Origin of the sequence: Dyadobacter sp. 3J3 (genome assembly GCF_009801115.1) — a bacterium.
Classification (GTDB): Bacteria; Bacteroidota; Bacteroidia; order Cytophagales; family Spirosomataceae; genus Dyadobacter.
The window spans coordinates 111,846-127,988 of record NZ_VTOL01000004.1 but is presented as its reverse complement, the minus strand read 5'-3'; the positions used below and the strand labels follow the sequence as shown (position 1 = coordinate 127,988).

10 protein-coding genes are annotated in these 16,143 nt (G+C 39.6%); 5 read left to right on the top strand and 5 right to left on the bottom strand.

Annotated elements, in window-relative coordinates; genetic code table 11:
• Positions 1-108: 108 nt before the first annotated feature.
• The 3 genes from FZF08_RS10055 to FZF08_RS10045 all read right to left on the bottom strand — a co-directional run bounded on the left by FZF08_RS10055 (position 109) and on the right by FZF08_RS10045 (position 5,032).
• Entirely contained in the window at positions 109-2,214 is a 2,106-nt protein-coding gene (locus FZF08_RS10055) for a helix-hairpin-helix domain-containing protein (protein ID WP_159468516.1), read from the bottom strand.
• A 51-nt stretch (positions 2,215-2,265) separates the two neighbouring features.
• Positions 2,266-3,129 (bottom strand): carboxylating nicotinate-nucleotide diphosphorylase, encoded by an 864-nt coding sequence (gene nadC / locus FZF08_RS10050; RefSeq protein ID WP_159468515.1) that lies wholly within the window; start codon positions 3,127-3,129, stop codon positions 2,266-2,268.
• Positions 3,130-3,256: 127 nt separating this feature from the next.
• Positions 3,257-5,032, bottom strand: a complete 1,776-nt coding sequence (locus FZF08_RS10045) for a hypothetical protein (protein ID WP_159468514.1) — start codon at positions 5,030-5,032, stop codon at positions 3,257-3,259.
• Between the two features lie 124 nt (positions 5,033-5,156).
• Here FZF08_RS10045 and upp point away from each other — a divergent pair, with 124 nt between their 5' ends.
• On the top strand, positions 5,157-5,798 hold the full coding sequence (gene upp / locus FZF08_RS10040; protein ID WP_159468513.1) for a uracil phosphoribosyltransferase: 642 nt from the start codon (positions 5,157-5,159) through the stop codon (positions 5,796-5,798).
• A gap of 72 nt (positions 5,799-5,870) precedes the next feature.
• Here upp and FZF08_RS10035 read toward each other — a convergent pair whose 3' ends face one another.
• Positions 5,871-8,897: a TonB-dependent receptor domain-containing protein gene (locus tag FZF08_RS10035; RefSeq protein ID WP_159468512.1), complete on the bottom strand. Its 3,027-nt coding sequence runs from the start codon at positions 8,895-8,897 to the stop codon at positions 5,871-5,873.
• Positions 8,898-9,179: 282 nt separating this feature from the next.
• Here FZF08_RS10035 and FZF08_RS10030 point away from each other — a divergent pair, with 282 nt between their 5' ends.
• On the top strand, positions 9,180-10,247 hold the full coding sequence (locus FZF08_RS10030) for a mannose-1-phosphate guanylyltransferase (RefSeq protein ID WP_159468511.1): 1,068 nt from the start codon (positions 9,180-9,182) through the stop codon (positions 10,245-10,247).
• 170 nt (positions 10,248-10,417) lie between these two features.
• Positions 10,418-12,841, top strand: coding sequence for a GH116 family glycosyl hydrolase (locus tag FZF08_RS10025; RefSeq protein ID WP_159468510.1), 2,424 nt, complete (start codon positions 10,418-10,420; stop codon positions 12,839-12,841).
• A 49-nt stretch (positions 12,842-12,890) separates the two neighbouring features.
• Here FZF08_RS10025 and recF read toward each other — a convergent pair whose 3' ends face one another.
• Positions 12,891-13,976 carry a DNA replication/repair protein RecF gene (recF, locus tag FZF08_RS10020; RefSeq protein WP_159468509.1) on the bottom strand — a complete coding sequence of 362 codons (1,086 nt, stop codon included), beginning with the start codon at positions 13,974-13,976 and terminating at the stop codon, positions 12,891-12,893.
• Between the two features lie 129 nt (positions 13,977-14,105).
• Between recF and pdhA the strand changes: the two genes are divergently transcribed.
• The gene (gene pdhA, locus FZF08_RS10015) at positions 14,106-15,134 is read left to right on the top strand and encodes a pyruvate dehydrogenase (acetyl-transferring) E1 component subunit alpha (RefSeq protein ID WP_159468508.1); all 1,029 of its coding nucleotides are present in this window, start codon (positions 14,106-14,108) and stop codon (positions 15,132-15,134) included.
• Positions 15,135-15,273: 139 nt separating this feature from the next.
• Positions 15,274-16,137 (top strand): twin-arginine translocase subunit TatC, encoded by an 864-nt coding sequence (gene tatC, locus FZF08_RS10010; protein ID WP_159468507.1) that lies wholly within the window; start codon positions 15,274-15,276, stop codon positions 16,135-16,137.
• Positions 16,138-16,143 lie beyond the last annotated feature (6 nt).

Sequence of the window (16,143 nt, the reverse complement as noted above, 5' to 3'; positions counted from 1 at the left end):
TGGTTTCTAAGCGGTAAGCCAATCTAAATTCGATTTCAGGAATTATCTCTGTTGTCAAATCCGGTTTGTATTTTATTATAAAACGAAAATATCCGCAAAAGTAACGATTCAAAACTGATACATGACCTGCGCTTTCAATTCACTCCGTTTTTTACCTTGAATCTCATTAAGCCCTGAACTGATTTCATCCAGTTTTGAATAATGCGTCCGAGACCATCTGAGCCAAAGTTTCATCTTTTGTGTCAACGGATAACGAAGCATTAAATAGTGCCTTGTTCCCTGGTCATAATATGCCGGAAGTGAAAAAGCATACAACATATCTTTTTCGTACACGTATTGGCGGCTATCATAATTATCGGTTTTGAAAAATGCAATCCGACCACTCAGTTCCAGTTTGGAAATCCGGTAAGTAACATCCTGCACAATTGTAAATCCTGACGATTTAGATTTACCTTCGTACCAAAAATCTCCGCCTTGCAAACGGGTACGGACTGAAAATTTCAACGGCATTTCATATTCAAAATTAATCATCGCCGTTCGGCGAGTCGTTTCTAAAACTTGTGGAATGGGAAATCTGGAATCAGGCTCGTTATGTGCTTTGTGTTTTTCGTGAAAAACAGCGTACATATTCAGTTTTTTATTCGGTTTCCAAAGCGCATGAAGAAAATAATCCTGTCCATCAGATGGCGCATTAATTTGATATTTTAGCCAGGGAAAATGAAACCGGTCATAAAATCCACTGAATTGCCAGCGCCGGTTTGGCGAATAACGAAGCCCCCAGTATGCACCGGTTTCATTAATTGGACGTGTAGCTTCACTAATTGAGCCGCCATACAAGGAATGAAAATTTCGGTCATAATGACGAATTAAAAGTGTAAAATCAATGGTTCTTCCCAAACCTGCTATTAAACCGCCGATCCCTCCTAACCCACCACTTTTAGATCTTGCGCCTTCACCAAAAAAATGCAGATTTTGCCAACGGTAATCTCCATGAATTCCAACAATTGTATTTTGATTTCCCTGAAATTCAAATTTGTTATAGAGTTCATCTTTTTTATGCAAAGTTGCGCTGTAAAACGTGTTTAAAACTGCTATCCCAATTTGGCCTCGCTGCGATAACAATTTATAGAGCGCATGAAAACCAACATTTTGTTCTCCAATTGCTCCGTGATTTTCACGTTCTGTTTTAGTTCGGTGATAACCCGAAATTTGTAATGACGAAACAGTTAATTCATCCTGAACCACAGCATTATTTTCAACACTTCCATCACGTCTTGTATAGGAATAAAACAGCGTAATATCCAATTCTTTCCTTACCGAATAAGTTGCCGCGGCTCCGCGAAAAAAACCAGATTCTAATACCGAAGTAAACGGTCGTAATCCAAGTGTGCTCCGATATGTTGTTCTGATTACTTCGGATCCTTTCCCCAAAGAAAATCCGCCGGACAGTATCAAACCTTGTCCGGCCTGCATCTGATAATCGCCGATAATCAGATTTTTGAGTCTTCCACGATTCATGATCTGTGCGTGAAAAGAGGTAAAATCTGCCCCGAAAATCTGCTTTTTAGGCTGCCAGCTTAAAACTTCACCGGCATCATTTTCCATGACGAAACCAAAACTATATGAACCAGCGCGGGCGTAACGATACCGGATATTTCCATACAAAGGCTTTCCCTGGTAACGCGTTGTTGAACGACTCGAAGTATCTATTGACGTAAATCCTTTTTGTTTTTCCAAAACCCGACCAGATCTCAATAATAAAAAATGCTGGGATGGATTCTGTAAAGATTCTTTGAATGGCAACGCTTTCGGTCTGACGATCACAAAAGGAATTAACTTTCGGATTGTTATTATATCAAAATCGGGAACAGCCTGTAATTCGTAAAGGGAAAGAAACGGTCCAAGTTTTTGACGATAATCAAAAAATGATTTTATCTGAATTTCTGAAAGGATCAGTGTGGCAGTCAATTCATCTGTGGTCACAGAATTCAGATCAAGTGGATTGGTATATAATTGAAACAGCAATTCATATAAACCTTCATTGCTATTCTCTTCCGTAGCAATCGGGATCAGATCCTGAATAAACTGGTTGATATCAATTTCATGACGCGGTGGCTCCTGGGCAAAAAGATTTTTGGAAAGAAAAAATATGCAAATAAGTGGTAAAATACCTAATTGAAAAATCGCACATGAATGCCTTTGTACTGGCCTCATATGCGATTTTTCTATATTATTCTCCATCCTTTACGGATTTTGTTACAGCGGTTAGAATGCCTTCAAACTTAAATCAAGACTTTGTATCTGGTGTGTCAGTGCGCCGCTGGAAATGGAATCAACCCCGATTTCTGCTACTGCGCGTAAAGTTTTTTCAGTAATATTTCCTGAAGCTTCGGTTTCAAAACGTCCGTTAATCCGCTTCACAGCTTCACGCATATTTTCCAGCGAAAAATTGTCAAGCATAATGATATCTACCTGGCCTACCCGCAAAACTTCGTCTACCTCAGCCAGACTGCGTGTTTCAATTTCAATTCTCAGATCCTTACCCGTAGCCTTCAGGTAATTCCTCGCATTGGTAATTGCTGCCTCAATGCCTCCGGCATAATCCACGTGATTATCTTTCAGCATGATCATATCATAAAGTCCCATTCTATGATTTACCGCGCCGCCAATTTTCGTTGCCATTTTTTCAAACAGACGGAAATTGGGCGTCGTTTTACGTGTATCAAGCAATTTTACCGGAAGATCTCCAATAATATCAACCATTTCTCTTGCATAAGTTGCAATTCCGCTCATGCGCTGCATAATATTCAGCAAAAGCCTTTCAGCTTTTAAAATCAGCTGTGCACTTGCTTCAATCACCATCACGATATCTCCAACTTTAATGCGCGTTCCATCCTGAATTAAAACATCAACCTTGGCTTTTGGATGATTGTATAAAGCCGCAGTTTCCTCCAAAATAACAAGTGCTACCTCAACACCAGCCAAAATCCCATCCTGTTTTACCAATAAGCGCGCTTTTTTCATCGCATCTGCAGGTACACTAGAAAGGGAAGAATGATCGCCGTCACCGATATCTTCAAGCAATGCCAAATGAATTAAATCGCGTAATACGTGTGGGTTGGTTTCCATTTTTTTGAGATGATTGTATCAGGTTATTTCCGGATTTCACAATGAAAAACTACTCTTTCACAGCACAAATCACATCAATAAACTAACACTTAATGAATACGTTTTTTTTATAATCAAGTCACAAATATCAGAATGTTTGATTTCTGTAAGCCATATTGTAGCGGATCGCAAAAGAGAAAATTTTAGATTTTTCTGCTACGTTAACATCCTGTGATTTAATATTCCGGAACAAACAACGGGCATCCAGAAAGAAATTATGTGCCAGCGAATAACTCAGACGCAAATCAGTAAAGGAAGTTTTGGCTAACATGCCTTGTCCAATTTTATGTCCCAAGTTATTATCTCCTGGAATTACAGCTGTTCTTGTATCATAATCCAGTAATGGATTGCTACCAAAATTGGCATTTGACCCGGTTGGATCTTTTCCCTGTTTCGCCAACATTTGCGTACCATAAATAGAAAGCCGTGGGGTAACTTTATATCTTACAATTCCCAAAAGCTCTTTAAAATTAGCACCCAGCGGATGCGCCAGCGACTGACTGTAATGAACATAATTCCGGCCACCGTCTTTATGAGAATAGGTATAAGGACGCACAATATTTAATTCTGTTTGTAAATCCAGGTTAGGAATTCCAAAAGCATCAATATATTTTCCGCCTAATTGAAAACTATATTTATTAGTCCACGACCCGTCGCCGTTAAACATATGTTTTGTCAAAAACTCATCCAAAACAAACTGACTATAAATGGATCCTTTTTTTCCAACAAGCCATCTGAAATCAAGACCCAACAAGGCATTGTCCTGACTTCCTATGTAGGATTCAATATAACGGTAAAAAATAATCGGATTTAGATAATTCATATCGAAACCTCCGCTGGTCGAATCACGGCTGAAAACCTCAGCTTCGAAAACTCCTATATTAATCTTATCAGTAACGTTAACACTTAAATGATGAATGGCTGAAAACTTTTTATCACGCAAAAGACCTTTGCTAGCTCCCTCCTGGTTATTGATCATGCTCGACCACAAATTGGTATAATGAAAACGACCCAGCTGCGTGTCAATTCTTAAAAATAAATAAGGGCTGCTATTGTCTGAAAGCAATAACGAACGGTATCCACTACCAAAAACATTAACGTCATGACCAAACTTTACATTGATAGCCTTTAATGGTTTGAAGGTGATATAACCTCTCGCTGAAAAATAATCTACGCCTTTGTCGTTCTGTATTTTCTTTGCCAACCCTTCTCCCGGAAAATTATACGCCTTGGTATAATCCATAACGTATTTAGGAAATACACCCTGATTGTCACTCACATAGGTATAAAATCCGAGTTTTTCATTAATCATACCACGAATTTCAACCCCACGGCTTGTCAACCATAATGGTGAATTAACGTTTTTGTCGCTTCCTATAAAATTGTTGGTAGTAAAATTTAAATGCAGATCGAAGTCTTTATCGTGATAACTTAAAAAATCGGCCGGGTGCTGCCAGAATCTTCTTTGACCGTTGCTTTTTCTTCCCTTGAAAAGTCTGAATCTATTACCGGGATCCAGACGGGAAAGTTTTGACGACCTGGCCGAATCAGTCGGCACAAAACCCTTTGCCCATTCCCAGCTATCCTCGCGTAAATAGTCGATGGTCTGCCAATCCCGCTCTGTAAGTGATACATTTCCCTCTTTTAGTATAGAATCCGTAAGTTCAACGATTGCCTTTCTCTCAAATGGTTTTACATTTGAATGAAATCCTTCGGAAAATTTCCCACGCTTAATTTCCAGTCGATCGATTAAGTGATAATAGTCATCATTGATAGGAGCAAATGTACTCTGGGAAAAAACAGCTGATGAAGTAATTAATATAAAATAAACACATAAGAAGAACTTGTCGAAGCGTTGGTTCATAGATAAATATTTCTATTATGCGGGTAAAATCGGCATTAGTGCAACTAATTTGAATGAAAGTGTCAAATTTCGTCAATCATATTGTAATATCTTGTATTGAATAGGTTAAAATAAGATCAAAGTTATGTTTTTACTATCCCAGAAGCCTTCCATTGTTGACCATTTCATTGCTGAGTTACGCGATTCCGATGTGCAAAAAGACCGAATGAGATTTCGCAGAAATATTGAAAGGGTCGGCGAGTTACTTGCCTACGAAATTTCAAAATCACTGACTTATAAATCCACTTCGGTAGAAACGCCTTTGGGAAATGCACCTTCAAGATCTTTGCTCCAACCTGTTGTACTCGCCCCGATTTTACGCGCCGGGCTTCCTTTGCACCAGGGTTTTCTGAATATGTTTGACAAGGCAGATAATGCCTTTGTTGGTGCCTATCGCGGACATAACCTTAAAGATGACGAATTTGAAGTAGAAATGGACTATATCACCAGTCCTGACCTGAGTGGGAAAACCCTGATTTTGATTGATCCGATGCTGGCAACAGGACGTTCTCTGGAAAAAGTTTACCATGCACTTCTACGTTTTGGCATTCCTGCGCAAACACATATTGCAGCGGTTATTGCAAGTCCGGAAGGTGTTGATTTTCTGCAAAAACGCGTCCCACAATGCAGATTATGGGTTGGCGCTCTGGATGAACGTTTGAACGAACAGTATTATATTGTACCTGGACTTGGTGATGCCGGAGATCTGGCTTTTGGATCCAAATAATCTTTATAAATAATCAAACTTTGATTAAAATATTTATCCGAACCACGGCGAAAACCGTGGTTCGGATTTTTTTCAATTCAATAATTCATCAAAAGTTATCGACACATAATACATCGACCCTACCGACGGATTAGCCCAACCCGTTGTATAGAGCTTTCCGGTCAGGTTTGTTCCGCCGATTTTAATAATTGATTTAATTGAAGAAACTTTGCGACTGATTTGCGCATCCAGTGTTGAATAAGCCGGTATCACTGTTTTTTGTTGAATATTGGCTGCTACACTGGCAACGGTTGCCTGCCAAACCATATTAGACTGATGGCGAAAAGTAATCCCGAAGCCCCAACCCGTCCGGTTAATATCCCTGTTTGAAAAGCCCAGATTGAAACGATATTTGGGTGAATTAAAAAAAGTCACAAATGAAGGATCATTTTTCAGCAACTCAGCATTGTTGTTGAGAATATTCTGGGTGAGATTTCCATTGAACGTATATCCTTTCCCCAAAACATAATCAAGCCCGACTCCCCAACCTGAATTTTTCACCGTTTGCGTGGCGTTTACCGGCATACTGTATGTATTTCTTTTTGTTGGATCTAAAAGATCGGTAAGCGGCCCGTTTGGATCTTTCCTTTGTAAAAGCACCGTAATACCGTCGAAAGTCAGAAAACGGTTGTAATAGTAAAATGCGTCAATATATAATTTATTGCCAATAACTCCCTTATAACCAACCTCATAAGTTTGCACGCGTTCAGGTTGCCATTCCCGGAATTTATAGGATTTCACACTTCCATCCTGCGCATTAGCAGCGGTAATTGCCGTTTGTTCATATACAGCATTGCCTATCATGTTATACTTTTCACGGAACAACGGAAGTCCGCCTACCAGTCTTACACTTGGAGTCAACAAATTAATATACTGGTTTTGCGTTGTCGGAATCCTGAAACCACGTTGGAAAGAGGCACGGAAATTATGGTTTTTTGCTACCGTGTAAACCCCGGAAATACGTGGACTGAACTGCCCTTTAAAGTTCATATTTTTATCATATCTGACCGATGCTGTCAGTTTGAAAACATCATTAAAATTTTTAGATGCCTGCGTGTAAGCGCCATATTCGCGGATATTAAATTCTTTTCCGGTTGGCGTTCCATCCTGGGTTTCAAATAATGTTCCGCCCGAATTCAGATCATAAATCCGATAATTTGCACCCGCAATTAATTCTATAACTTTTGGGTCAATCAACTTGGTGAAATTATACATCCCCTCCGCATGATATAGGTTCGATTTGTCAAGAAATTTTGCACCGCTTGGAATCGGTTTGGTCTTAAGATCCGAAACTGTTGATTCAAACTGGGTACCACCAGGTAAATATTGTTGGTTTGCAGTAGCAATTCCCGGTGCGAGCGCAGTGGTAAGCCATTGGGTATTATTCGCGCCAGCATAGGCATTTGCTGCCGTAGATGCCGCCTGAATAGCTTGTTGTTGGGATAATCCACCTGCAAGTCCAGCCTGATAAGCTTGTAACAACGCTCCTCCATATTGTGTCAAAGCGGTATTGAGGAAAGATGGAAGACCGACGCCCAAAGCAGTTTGTAAATAACTCTGGCTAACCAGACTTCCCAAAACACCCATCGCATAAGCGTCTCCGGAATTTTCCCTCGTCATGTATGCACGTACGAAAAAATTACTTCCTTTTACCTCTGCCTTATACTGGCCGATAGAAAAATTTTGAATGTTATAACGATCCGCCGCTGTATATACCGCAGAACCTTTGCCCCAGTTTGCCTGCAAAATGGCTTCAACGTTGTCATTTAAACGATAATGTAGCGAAGCATTCAGCTTTAAACTTTTCGCAGGATATTTGGTTAAAGCATTTTCCTCGTACCCCGGCGCATTCAAATAATATTGCGGCACTACCTTACTAAAAATTGAACGCGCAATATCAAGCTGCTGAAGCGGGGTTTGTCCGCCTAATAACTGAGGAAGTGTTAAATTGCCTGCCTGTGGAATCTGTGTTGAATAAATCGCCCCAAGTGCGGCAGAAGTCCCGTTTGAGCCATTGCCTGGAATCCCGTTCGCATACATCACATTGTATACATTAGCTCCCACATCACCCAACCGGTTCACTCCGTCGTAGTAGGGATTTTTCATTACATTATTATTGTTGTTTTCAAGCGTAGTTCCGTTCACCAGACTTTGATCCCGATAGTCGGTAGCCTGCCAGTCTTTTGCTGTCAAATAAGACGCATTTACTTTAAAAGCCAAGCGATTGTTAAACGCTTTGGCATAACGAATACCTACATCATAAAAAGGAGTATTGGTTTTGGTACGATTTGAAGCACTCATCACACCCGATTTCCCGTAAGCACTAAGGCCCTGGTATGTAAACGGAGATTTGCTGTTCATTAAAATAATCCCGTTGATCGCATTCGGGCCGTATAATGCAGAGGCAGCTCCTGGTAAAATCTCAACACTTTCCACGTCAAGTTCAGGGATGCCGGCTACGTTACCTACCGGAAAATTTAATCCCGGTGCCTGATTATCCATTCCATCAATTAACTGTACAACCCGTGTATTTCCATTTGCTCCGAATCCACGCGTACTTACTGATTTAAATGTCAGCGATTGCGTACTCATTTCAACGCCTTTCAAATTTTGAAGCGCATCATAAAACGATGCCTGAGGAGTTTCACGGATTGTTCGGATATCAATTTTTTCTATTGAAACCGGCGAGCGCATTACACTTTCTTCTACTCTGGAAGCCGACACAATCAGTTCTTTTCCCAAAATGGCTTGTTCTGTCAGTTTGACATCTATATTGGAAATACCACCAGTTATATTGATTTCCTGGCTTTCAAATCCTACTGAAGAAACAACCAGAATAAAGGGCGGAACAGCGTTTGTAGCCAAAGAAAACTTGCCATCACCATCTGTAATGGTACCGATAATTTTACTTTTGACCTGAATGCTAACACCAATTAATGGCTCGTTTGTTGAAGCTTCTACTACTTTTCCTGTGATAGTCGTTTGTGAAAACGCCAGGCCATAACAGAGTAAAAATATCATGACAAGGCATGATACCTTTCGGGTAAATATTAAATTCATAATCTTAATGGGTTATAGTTTGTATTGAGGCAATTTAGATGAATTCAGCAATATGTTAGTATTTTTATTCTATTTTTTCTTTGTATTATTAATAAATTGACTATTATTATTCGAATCAAGAATAAATGAGAATCAGACATCTTATTTTTTGTTAATTAGAGCGAAGTATGGATACCGATTGGTAAAAAATTCATTAAGAAATTGTCAGAATTGGCAACATCAATTGTTTATCCTTAGCTTTACCGCATTCTAATACGCTATAAATAACTTTACATTTCTACAATGCAAAATACATTTGTGATTATCATGGCAGGAGGAGTTGGTACACGTTTCTGGCCTTTCAGCCGTACCGATTTCCCAAAGCAGTTTCATGATGTGCTCGGAACCGGAAAAACACTTTTGCAACAAACCGTTGAACGTTTTGATGGCGTTTGTCCCCCGGAAAATATTTATATCGTAAGCAGTCAGGAATATAAAAATATCATCAAGGAGCAAATTCCAATGTTGTCGGACGATCAGATTCTTCTGGAACCGCATAGAAGAAATACGGCTCCCTGCATCGCGTATGCATGTTACAAAATCGCTTCACAAAATCCGGATGCGAACATTGTTGTGGCACCTGCCGATCATATTATTTTAAAGGAAGAGACATTTAAGGATACTATTAAAATTGCTCTTGGTGCTACGCGAAATGAAGATATTTTGATAACTCTGGGAATTCAGCCAACTCGACCAGACACCGGCTATGGCTATATTCAATATATTCCGGATAAAATGACGGTTAAAAAAGTTAAATCTTTTACCGAAAAACCGCATCTGGAATTAGCAGAACAGTTTCTTGACAGTGGAGATTTTGTTTGGAATGCGGGGATTTTTGTCTGGAATGTGCAAGCTTTCAAACGCGCATTACGCGAATACCAACCCGATATTGCAGAGATTTTTGAAAGTGGTGATACCCATTATTACAAAGAAACCGAAGAATCTTTTATCGGCAAAGCCTATTCACATTGTGGCAGTATTTCGATTGATAATGGTATCATGGAAAAAGCCAACAATGTACACGTTGTATTAAGCAGCTTCGGATGGTCGGATCTGGGCACCTGGAAATCACTTTATGAAGTATCAAAAAAGGATGAATTTGAAAACGTAACCGAAGGAACGCTCATCCTGCATAATACCACCGATTGTATTATTAAAACCCCTCAGGAAAAATTGGTGGTCATTAACGGATTGGACGGATTCATCGTAGCAGAATACGATGGCGTTTTACTAATCTGCAAAAAAGACGAAGAACAAAAAGTAAAAGAATTCGTGGCCCAGGCGAAGGAGCTGCATACTAAATACGTTTAAAGATTTTCTCAAATGTTAAAAAAAGGTGATCAACGCGGTCACCTTTTTTATTTTTTATAAAATCCAGACAAAACCCGTTTAACAAATACAACAGTTGAAATGATATTATTTCAAGATTTTACTAGATTCGTTAATTAATAATAAAAATCGCCTTCACAACGAACTTTCAAATGATCAAATCAAGAACCGGAATTTTATTGCTTTGCCTGATCACTACACTTCTTTTAAATGACTGTACGAGAAAAGTGGTTTCAGAGGAACGCTTGTCCGGTCAGGTTTCTGATTCAGAAAGTATCAGAGGAAAAAGCAGTTACCTCAATTCTCCATATTTAACAGCTGGCGACAGAGTTTATATGGTTGGTCATCAGGACGGAACTTTTCCTGATCTGGGCTGGCATGTTGCTGGTGAAATGGGAGGAATCTGGGATCATCCAATCAAACTAATCGATGGTTTCACGGCGTCGATCCTGATTGATAACCAGTCCGTTTGTCTTAACAAAGCGGATACGTTCATTAATTATCCTTATGCCAACAAGCATATCTTTATTTCAGGTTTAAAGGACTTAAAAGCGGAACGTTTTCAGTTTGTTCCCGACGGAAAAGAAGCCGTCGTGGTAGAATATTCCTTCACCAACACTAGCAGCGAAAACAAACAATTCACTTTTGATTTTAACGCATATACTGATTTACGGCCTGTCTGGCTTGGAGAAAAAACCAATATGACCGATGCGGGCGATTTTGCCTCCTGGAACGAAAATTCAAAAAGCTGGATTGCAAAAGATAGTCTTAATGAATGGTTTGTAACATTTGGTTCTGAAATGGCTCCACAAAATCATCAGAAAGATCAAAAAACCTGCGACTACAAACCGCAGGGAAAAGGCTGCCAGGCCTCATTAAGTTATGATTTTTCAATTGAACCGAATACCACCAAAAGTATTTCCATTGTAATAGCCGGTTCCTATAAATCCGAATCGAATATGAAGGAGACTTTCGCTTATGTGAAGGAGAATGCCTCAAAATTATTGAAAGAGAAAAAGGAACGCTATGCCGGACTGGCAGAAAAAACAAAACTTACTATTCCGGATAAAGATTTGCAGCAAGCATTCCAGTGGGTAAAATACAATACAGACTGGCTGGTGCGGGACGTTCCGGAAGTTGGCCGGGGATTGTCTGCCGGAGCGCCGGATTATCCGTGGTGGTTTGGTGTGGATAGTGAATATTCTTTACAGGGATTGATCACAACCGGCCGGAAAGATTTAGTATACCAATCCATCGATAACATTTTCCGGTTATCAGAAAAAGCGAATGGAAATGGCCGGATCGTACACGAAGTTTCAACGAATGGCGTCATTTTTAATCCTGGAAATGTAAATGAAACACCGCAATTTGCTTTGCTGATATGGACCGTCTACAACTGGACCGGCGATAAGGAATTTCTTAAAAAGTATTATCCCACGATTAAAAAAGGACTTGAATGGTTGTTAAAAGAAAATGATAAGGATGGAAACCTGCTGCCTGACGGATTTGGGATGATGGAAATCCATGGCATGAACAGTGAAATGATCGATGTTGCCGCTTATACACAAAAAGCATTTTCCGTGGCATCAGCAATGGCGAAGGAAATGGGTGAAAGTGCGTTGTCAGAAAAATATAAAAACACCGCAGCTCAGCTTCGACAAAAAATCAACACCGAATTCTGGGTGGCTGATAATAATTCATTTGCCGATTTTATTGGCACACCTCAACAGGCCATTCATTTAATCGACGACGCCATTATTCGTGCAGATACTTTGAAAAAACCATGGGCCGTGGACGAACTCAAAGCTAGCAAAACCCGCTTATTAAAATTACAGGCCAATAAAAAACAAGGTTTTGTAGTGCATCACAACTGGGTCGTTAATACCCCCATGGAAATGGGTATTGCAGATTCTGCAAAAGCGATTGCTGCGCTAAAAACGGCCGGCAAGTTTGTGAATCCTTTTGGGGTCTTTGTTACCGGAATTGATCGTGACGAATCTGCTGGAAAAGATGAAAGTTCGGCGGCAGTGAATAAGAAAGTTTTCAATTATACCGGGGCTGTTATGACATTGCCAACAGGTGTATTAGCGATTTCAGAGAATAATTATGGCAGACCCGACGAAGCTTTAAATTATTTAAAACGCATGACAAAATCTTTCAGTTATGCACTTCCGGGTTCTATTTACGAAGTTTCTCCGGATTACGGTATGATGTCCCAAGCCTGGAATATATACAGTTTTGCAGTTCCGATCGTAACTCAGTTTTTTGGAATAGTCCCAACTGCCACAACAAAAACAATCCATATCGGCCCTCAGATGCCATCAACCTGGAACGATGCCCAGCTGGAAAATCTGGTAATCGGCGATAATGAGATTGACATGAAATACAGCCAAACCAATTCCTCAGTTAATCTCGATTTTACTCAAACAAAAGAAAACTGGAAACTCATCATTTCATTCCCAAAAAATAAATACAAAAAATGGATGGTAAACGGAAAAGAGATGAGACCAAAATCTGTTGGAAAATCTGATTTAATAGAAGTTACCGGAAAAACAGTTTCAGTAAAACTTAAATAGAACTCCCAGAAACTCCATCCCTGACTCTCAAAATGCTGCGTTTAAAACACTATCGTTCAATTTCGAAAAAGCGGACATCCGCTTTCACTTTTTCCAGTATCTTTTGCGATCGTTCCGGCCTTGCATCCGTTATAAAAACCTGTCCGAGGAAACCGTCATCAATCAATTCAATTAGTTTATTTATTCTTCTGTCATCCAGTTTGTCAAAAATATCATCAAGCAAAAGAATCGGTGTCTTTTCCTTTTCAATTTTTAATAATTCAAATTGAGCAAGTTTCAGAGCGATAACAAAAGATTTTTGCTGGCCCTGCGAACCGAATTTTTTTAAGGTTATGTTATCGATTTCAAAAACGTATTCATCTTTATGCACACCTTTTCCGGTTCGCTGCGCGTGAAGATCGCGTGAACGGTTTTTCCTGAATTCCTGAGCAAAATCTTCTGATGCCACTTCACTTTCATATATAACATCAACTTGTTCTTTTCCGCTACTTAAAAATTGATAGTATTTTCTGAAAAGAGGAAGAAAACGATCCATGAAAGTCCGGCGGTGCTCGTAGATTCTTATCGCCAGAATGATGAGAGGCTCATTGTAGGTATCCAGTAGATCTTCGTCCAGATAATTTCGTTCTGCGAAAAGTTTGAGCAAACCGTTTCGCTGGGTTAATATCTTGTTGTATTGTAAAAAGTCATTTAAATATTCAGGAGTTGCCTGCGCAAGTACGCCGTCAAAAAATCTCCGGCGCTCTTCACTCCCATCACGGATCAGATCGGTATCATTTGGTGCAATCAAAACCAGAGGAAAAAGTCCGATGTGATCGCTTAGCCTATCGTAATTTTTCTTGTCGGCCATGAAAATTTTTCGCTGACCGCGCTGAAAACTGCAGGTAATCTGAATATTTTTTTCAGAATCATTAAAAATTCCATCCAGTATAAAAAAATCCTGTCCGTGACGGATACCTAATGCATCTTGATTATGAAAGGCACTTTTTGTGAGCGTCAGGAAGTAAATCGCGTCCAAAAGGTTTGTTTTCCCACTTCCGTTTTCTCCGACAAGACAATTTACACGCTCTCCAAACGTAAAACCTCTCTCTTCATAGCTCTTAAAGTACGTAAGATGGAGCTTTTCTAACCACATGAACTTCTTTGTTATATAGTTTATGCTTATTTTCGCAAATCCTTTGCGTCGTTTACCGGCAAAAACAGATCTTGTTCAAACCACTAACTTTAAGACAAAGTTCTGTCTTTATAAACGAGAACCAAATACATGGCCACCGTTACTGAAAAAAAGAAAGCATCAGCTCCCAAATTACAGCATTCGAAAGAACGCTATATGTTCTGGTTCGAGAACATGTTATTACAACGCCGGTTTGAAGAAAAGGCTGGCCAGCTTTACGGACAGCAGAAAATCCGCGGTTTTTGTCACCTTTATATTGGCCAGGAAGCTTGCTCTTCGGGAGCTGCCAGTGCGCTGACAAAAGGAGACAAATATATCACCGCTTATCGTGACCATGGAATCCCTTTGGCTTTGGGAACAGATCCAAAAGCGATTATGGCTGAACTTTACGGAAAGAAAACAGGAACTACCAAAGGAAAAGGTGGTTCTATGCACATTTTCGATAAAGAAAATGGCTTTGTTGGAGGACATGGTATCGTTGGGGCACAAATTCCATTAGGAGCAGGGATTGCCTTTGCTGAAAAGTATAACAAAACGGGTAAACTTTGCATCTGTTATTTTGGTGATGGAGCGATTCGCCAGGGAGCTTTTCACGAAGCTTTGAACATGGCGATGAACTGGAAACTTCCGGTTATTTTCGTTGTTGAAAACAATGGATATGCGATGGGAACTTCGGTTGCGCGTTCATCAAATGTTACTGAACTTTACACATTGGGTGAAGCTTACGATATTCCTTCGGAACCTGTTGACGGAATGAGTGTTGAAGCGATTCATGAAGCAGTTTCCCGTGCCGCAGAACGTGCACGTAAGGGCGACGGACCAACTTTCCTTGAATTCCGTACGTATCGTTACCGTGGACATTCGATGTCTGATCCTCAGAAATACCGTTCGAAAGAGGAGGTTGAGGAATACAAACACCGTGATCCGATCGAGCAGATCAGAGCTGTAATTTTGGATAACAATCTTGCGACCGCAGAAGATCTTGAAGCGATCGACAAAAAAGTAAAAGAAATCGTAGCGGAATCTGTACAGTTTGCCGAAGATTCGGATTTCCCGGATGCATCAGAAGCTTACACAGATGTTTACGCAGAAAATGACTATCCGTTTATCATGGATTAAGTCCTGATTATAAATTTGTTAAGAAAAACCCGTCGAAATGATCCGGCGGGTTTTTTGAGTAATTTCGACTTTTCATTAATAAAAAAGATCGTATTATTGATTTTGCCCGTATATAGTGTGATTAATACCTAAAAATTGTATGCCCTTAGATCAAGAATTTGAGCACGAAGAAGAAGAAGGAGGAGCTGGCGAGATGTCCTTTATTGGACATTTGGAAGAATTAAGATGGCACGTTATCCGAGCAGTCGGATCGATTTTAGTTTTTGCTATCATCGCTTACATATACATTAAAGAAATATATCGTTATGTAATTCTTGCTCCGGCAAAGCCAGATTTCTGGACCTACAAAATGATGTGTAAATTATCAGAACGCGTTGGTTATGAAGATCTTTGTATAAAATCACTTGATTTCAAAATTCAAAGTATTGGTGTTGGAGATCAATTTACAATGGGATTAACTTCTTCCATTATAGTAGGATTGATTTTTGCCTTTCCTTATGCATTTTGGGAAATATGGAGATTTATCAAACCTGGTCTTAAAGCTTCGGAACGTAAATCTGCAAGAGGAGCCGTTTTTTATGTAACTCTTCTGTTCTTCTCAGGTGTTCTTTTTGGTTATTATGTGGTAACACCTCTGGCAATCAACTTTTTGGCAAATTACAAATTGGACGAATCTATTGCCAATGAGTTCAATATTTCCTCTTACATTTCAACAGTAGCAACTTTAACTCTTGCCTGCGGTATTGCATTCCAGCTACCAATTGTTGTATTTGTATTATCGAAAGTTGGTATCCTGACACCAAGTTTTATGCGTGAATATCGGAAACATGCTTTCATTGTCATTTTGATCATAGCTGCTGTTATAACGCCATCACCGGATATTTATAGCCAGATTTTGGTAGCTATTCCATTGTTAATGCTTTACGAGATTAGTATTTTTGTTTCAGCGAAAATTGCGAGAGAAAAATTACGTGAAGAACAAGCGCTTCAAGGACCATTATAAAAATCC

Coding starts and splice junctions, on each gene's coding strand:
- pdhA (WP_159468508.1), top strand. CDS start 14,106: ATGGCCACCGTTACTGAAAAAAAGAAAGCATCAGCTCCCAAATTACAG.
- FZF08_RS10045 (WP_159468514.1), bottom strand. CDS start 5,032: ATGAACCAACGCTTCGACAAGTTCTTCTTATGTGTTTATTTTATATTA.
- nadC (WP_159468515.1), bottom strand. CDS start 3,129: ATGGAAACCAACCCACACGTATTACGCGATTTAATTCATTTGGCATTG.
- tatC (WP_159468507.1), top strand. CDS start 15,274: ATGCCCTTAGATCAAGAATTTGAGCACGAAGAAGAAGAAGGAGGAGCT.
- FZF08_RS10035 (WP_159468512.1), bottom strand. CDS start 8,897: ATGAATTTAATATTTACCCGAAAGGTATCATGCCTTGTCATGATATTT.
- FZF08_RS10025 (WP_159468510.1), top strand. CDS start 10,418: ATGATCAAATCAAGAACCGGAATTTTATTGCTTTGCCTGATCACTACA.
- upp (WP_159468513.1), top strand. CDS start 5,157: ATGTTTTTACTATCCCAGAAGCCTTCCATTGTTGACCATTTCATTGCT.
- FZF08_RS10055 (WP_159468516.1), bottom strand. CDS start 2,214: ATGAGGCCAGTACAAAGGCATTCATGTGCGATTTTTCAATTAGGTATT.
- FZF08_RS10030 (WP_159468511.1), top strand. CDS start 9,180: ATGCAAAATACATTTGTGATTATCATGGCAGGAGGAGTTGGTACACGT.
- recF (WP_159468509.1), bottom strand. CDS start 13,976: ATGTGGTTAGAAAAGCTCCATCTTACGTACTTTAAGAGCTATGAAGAG.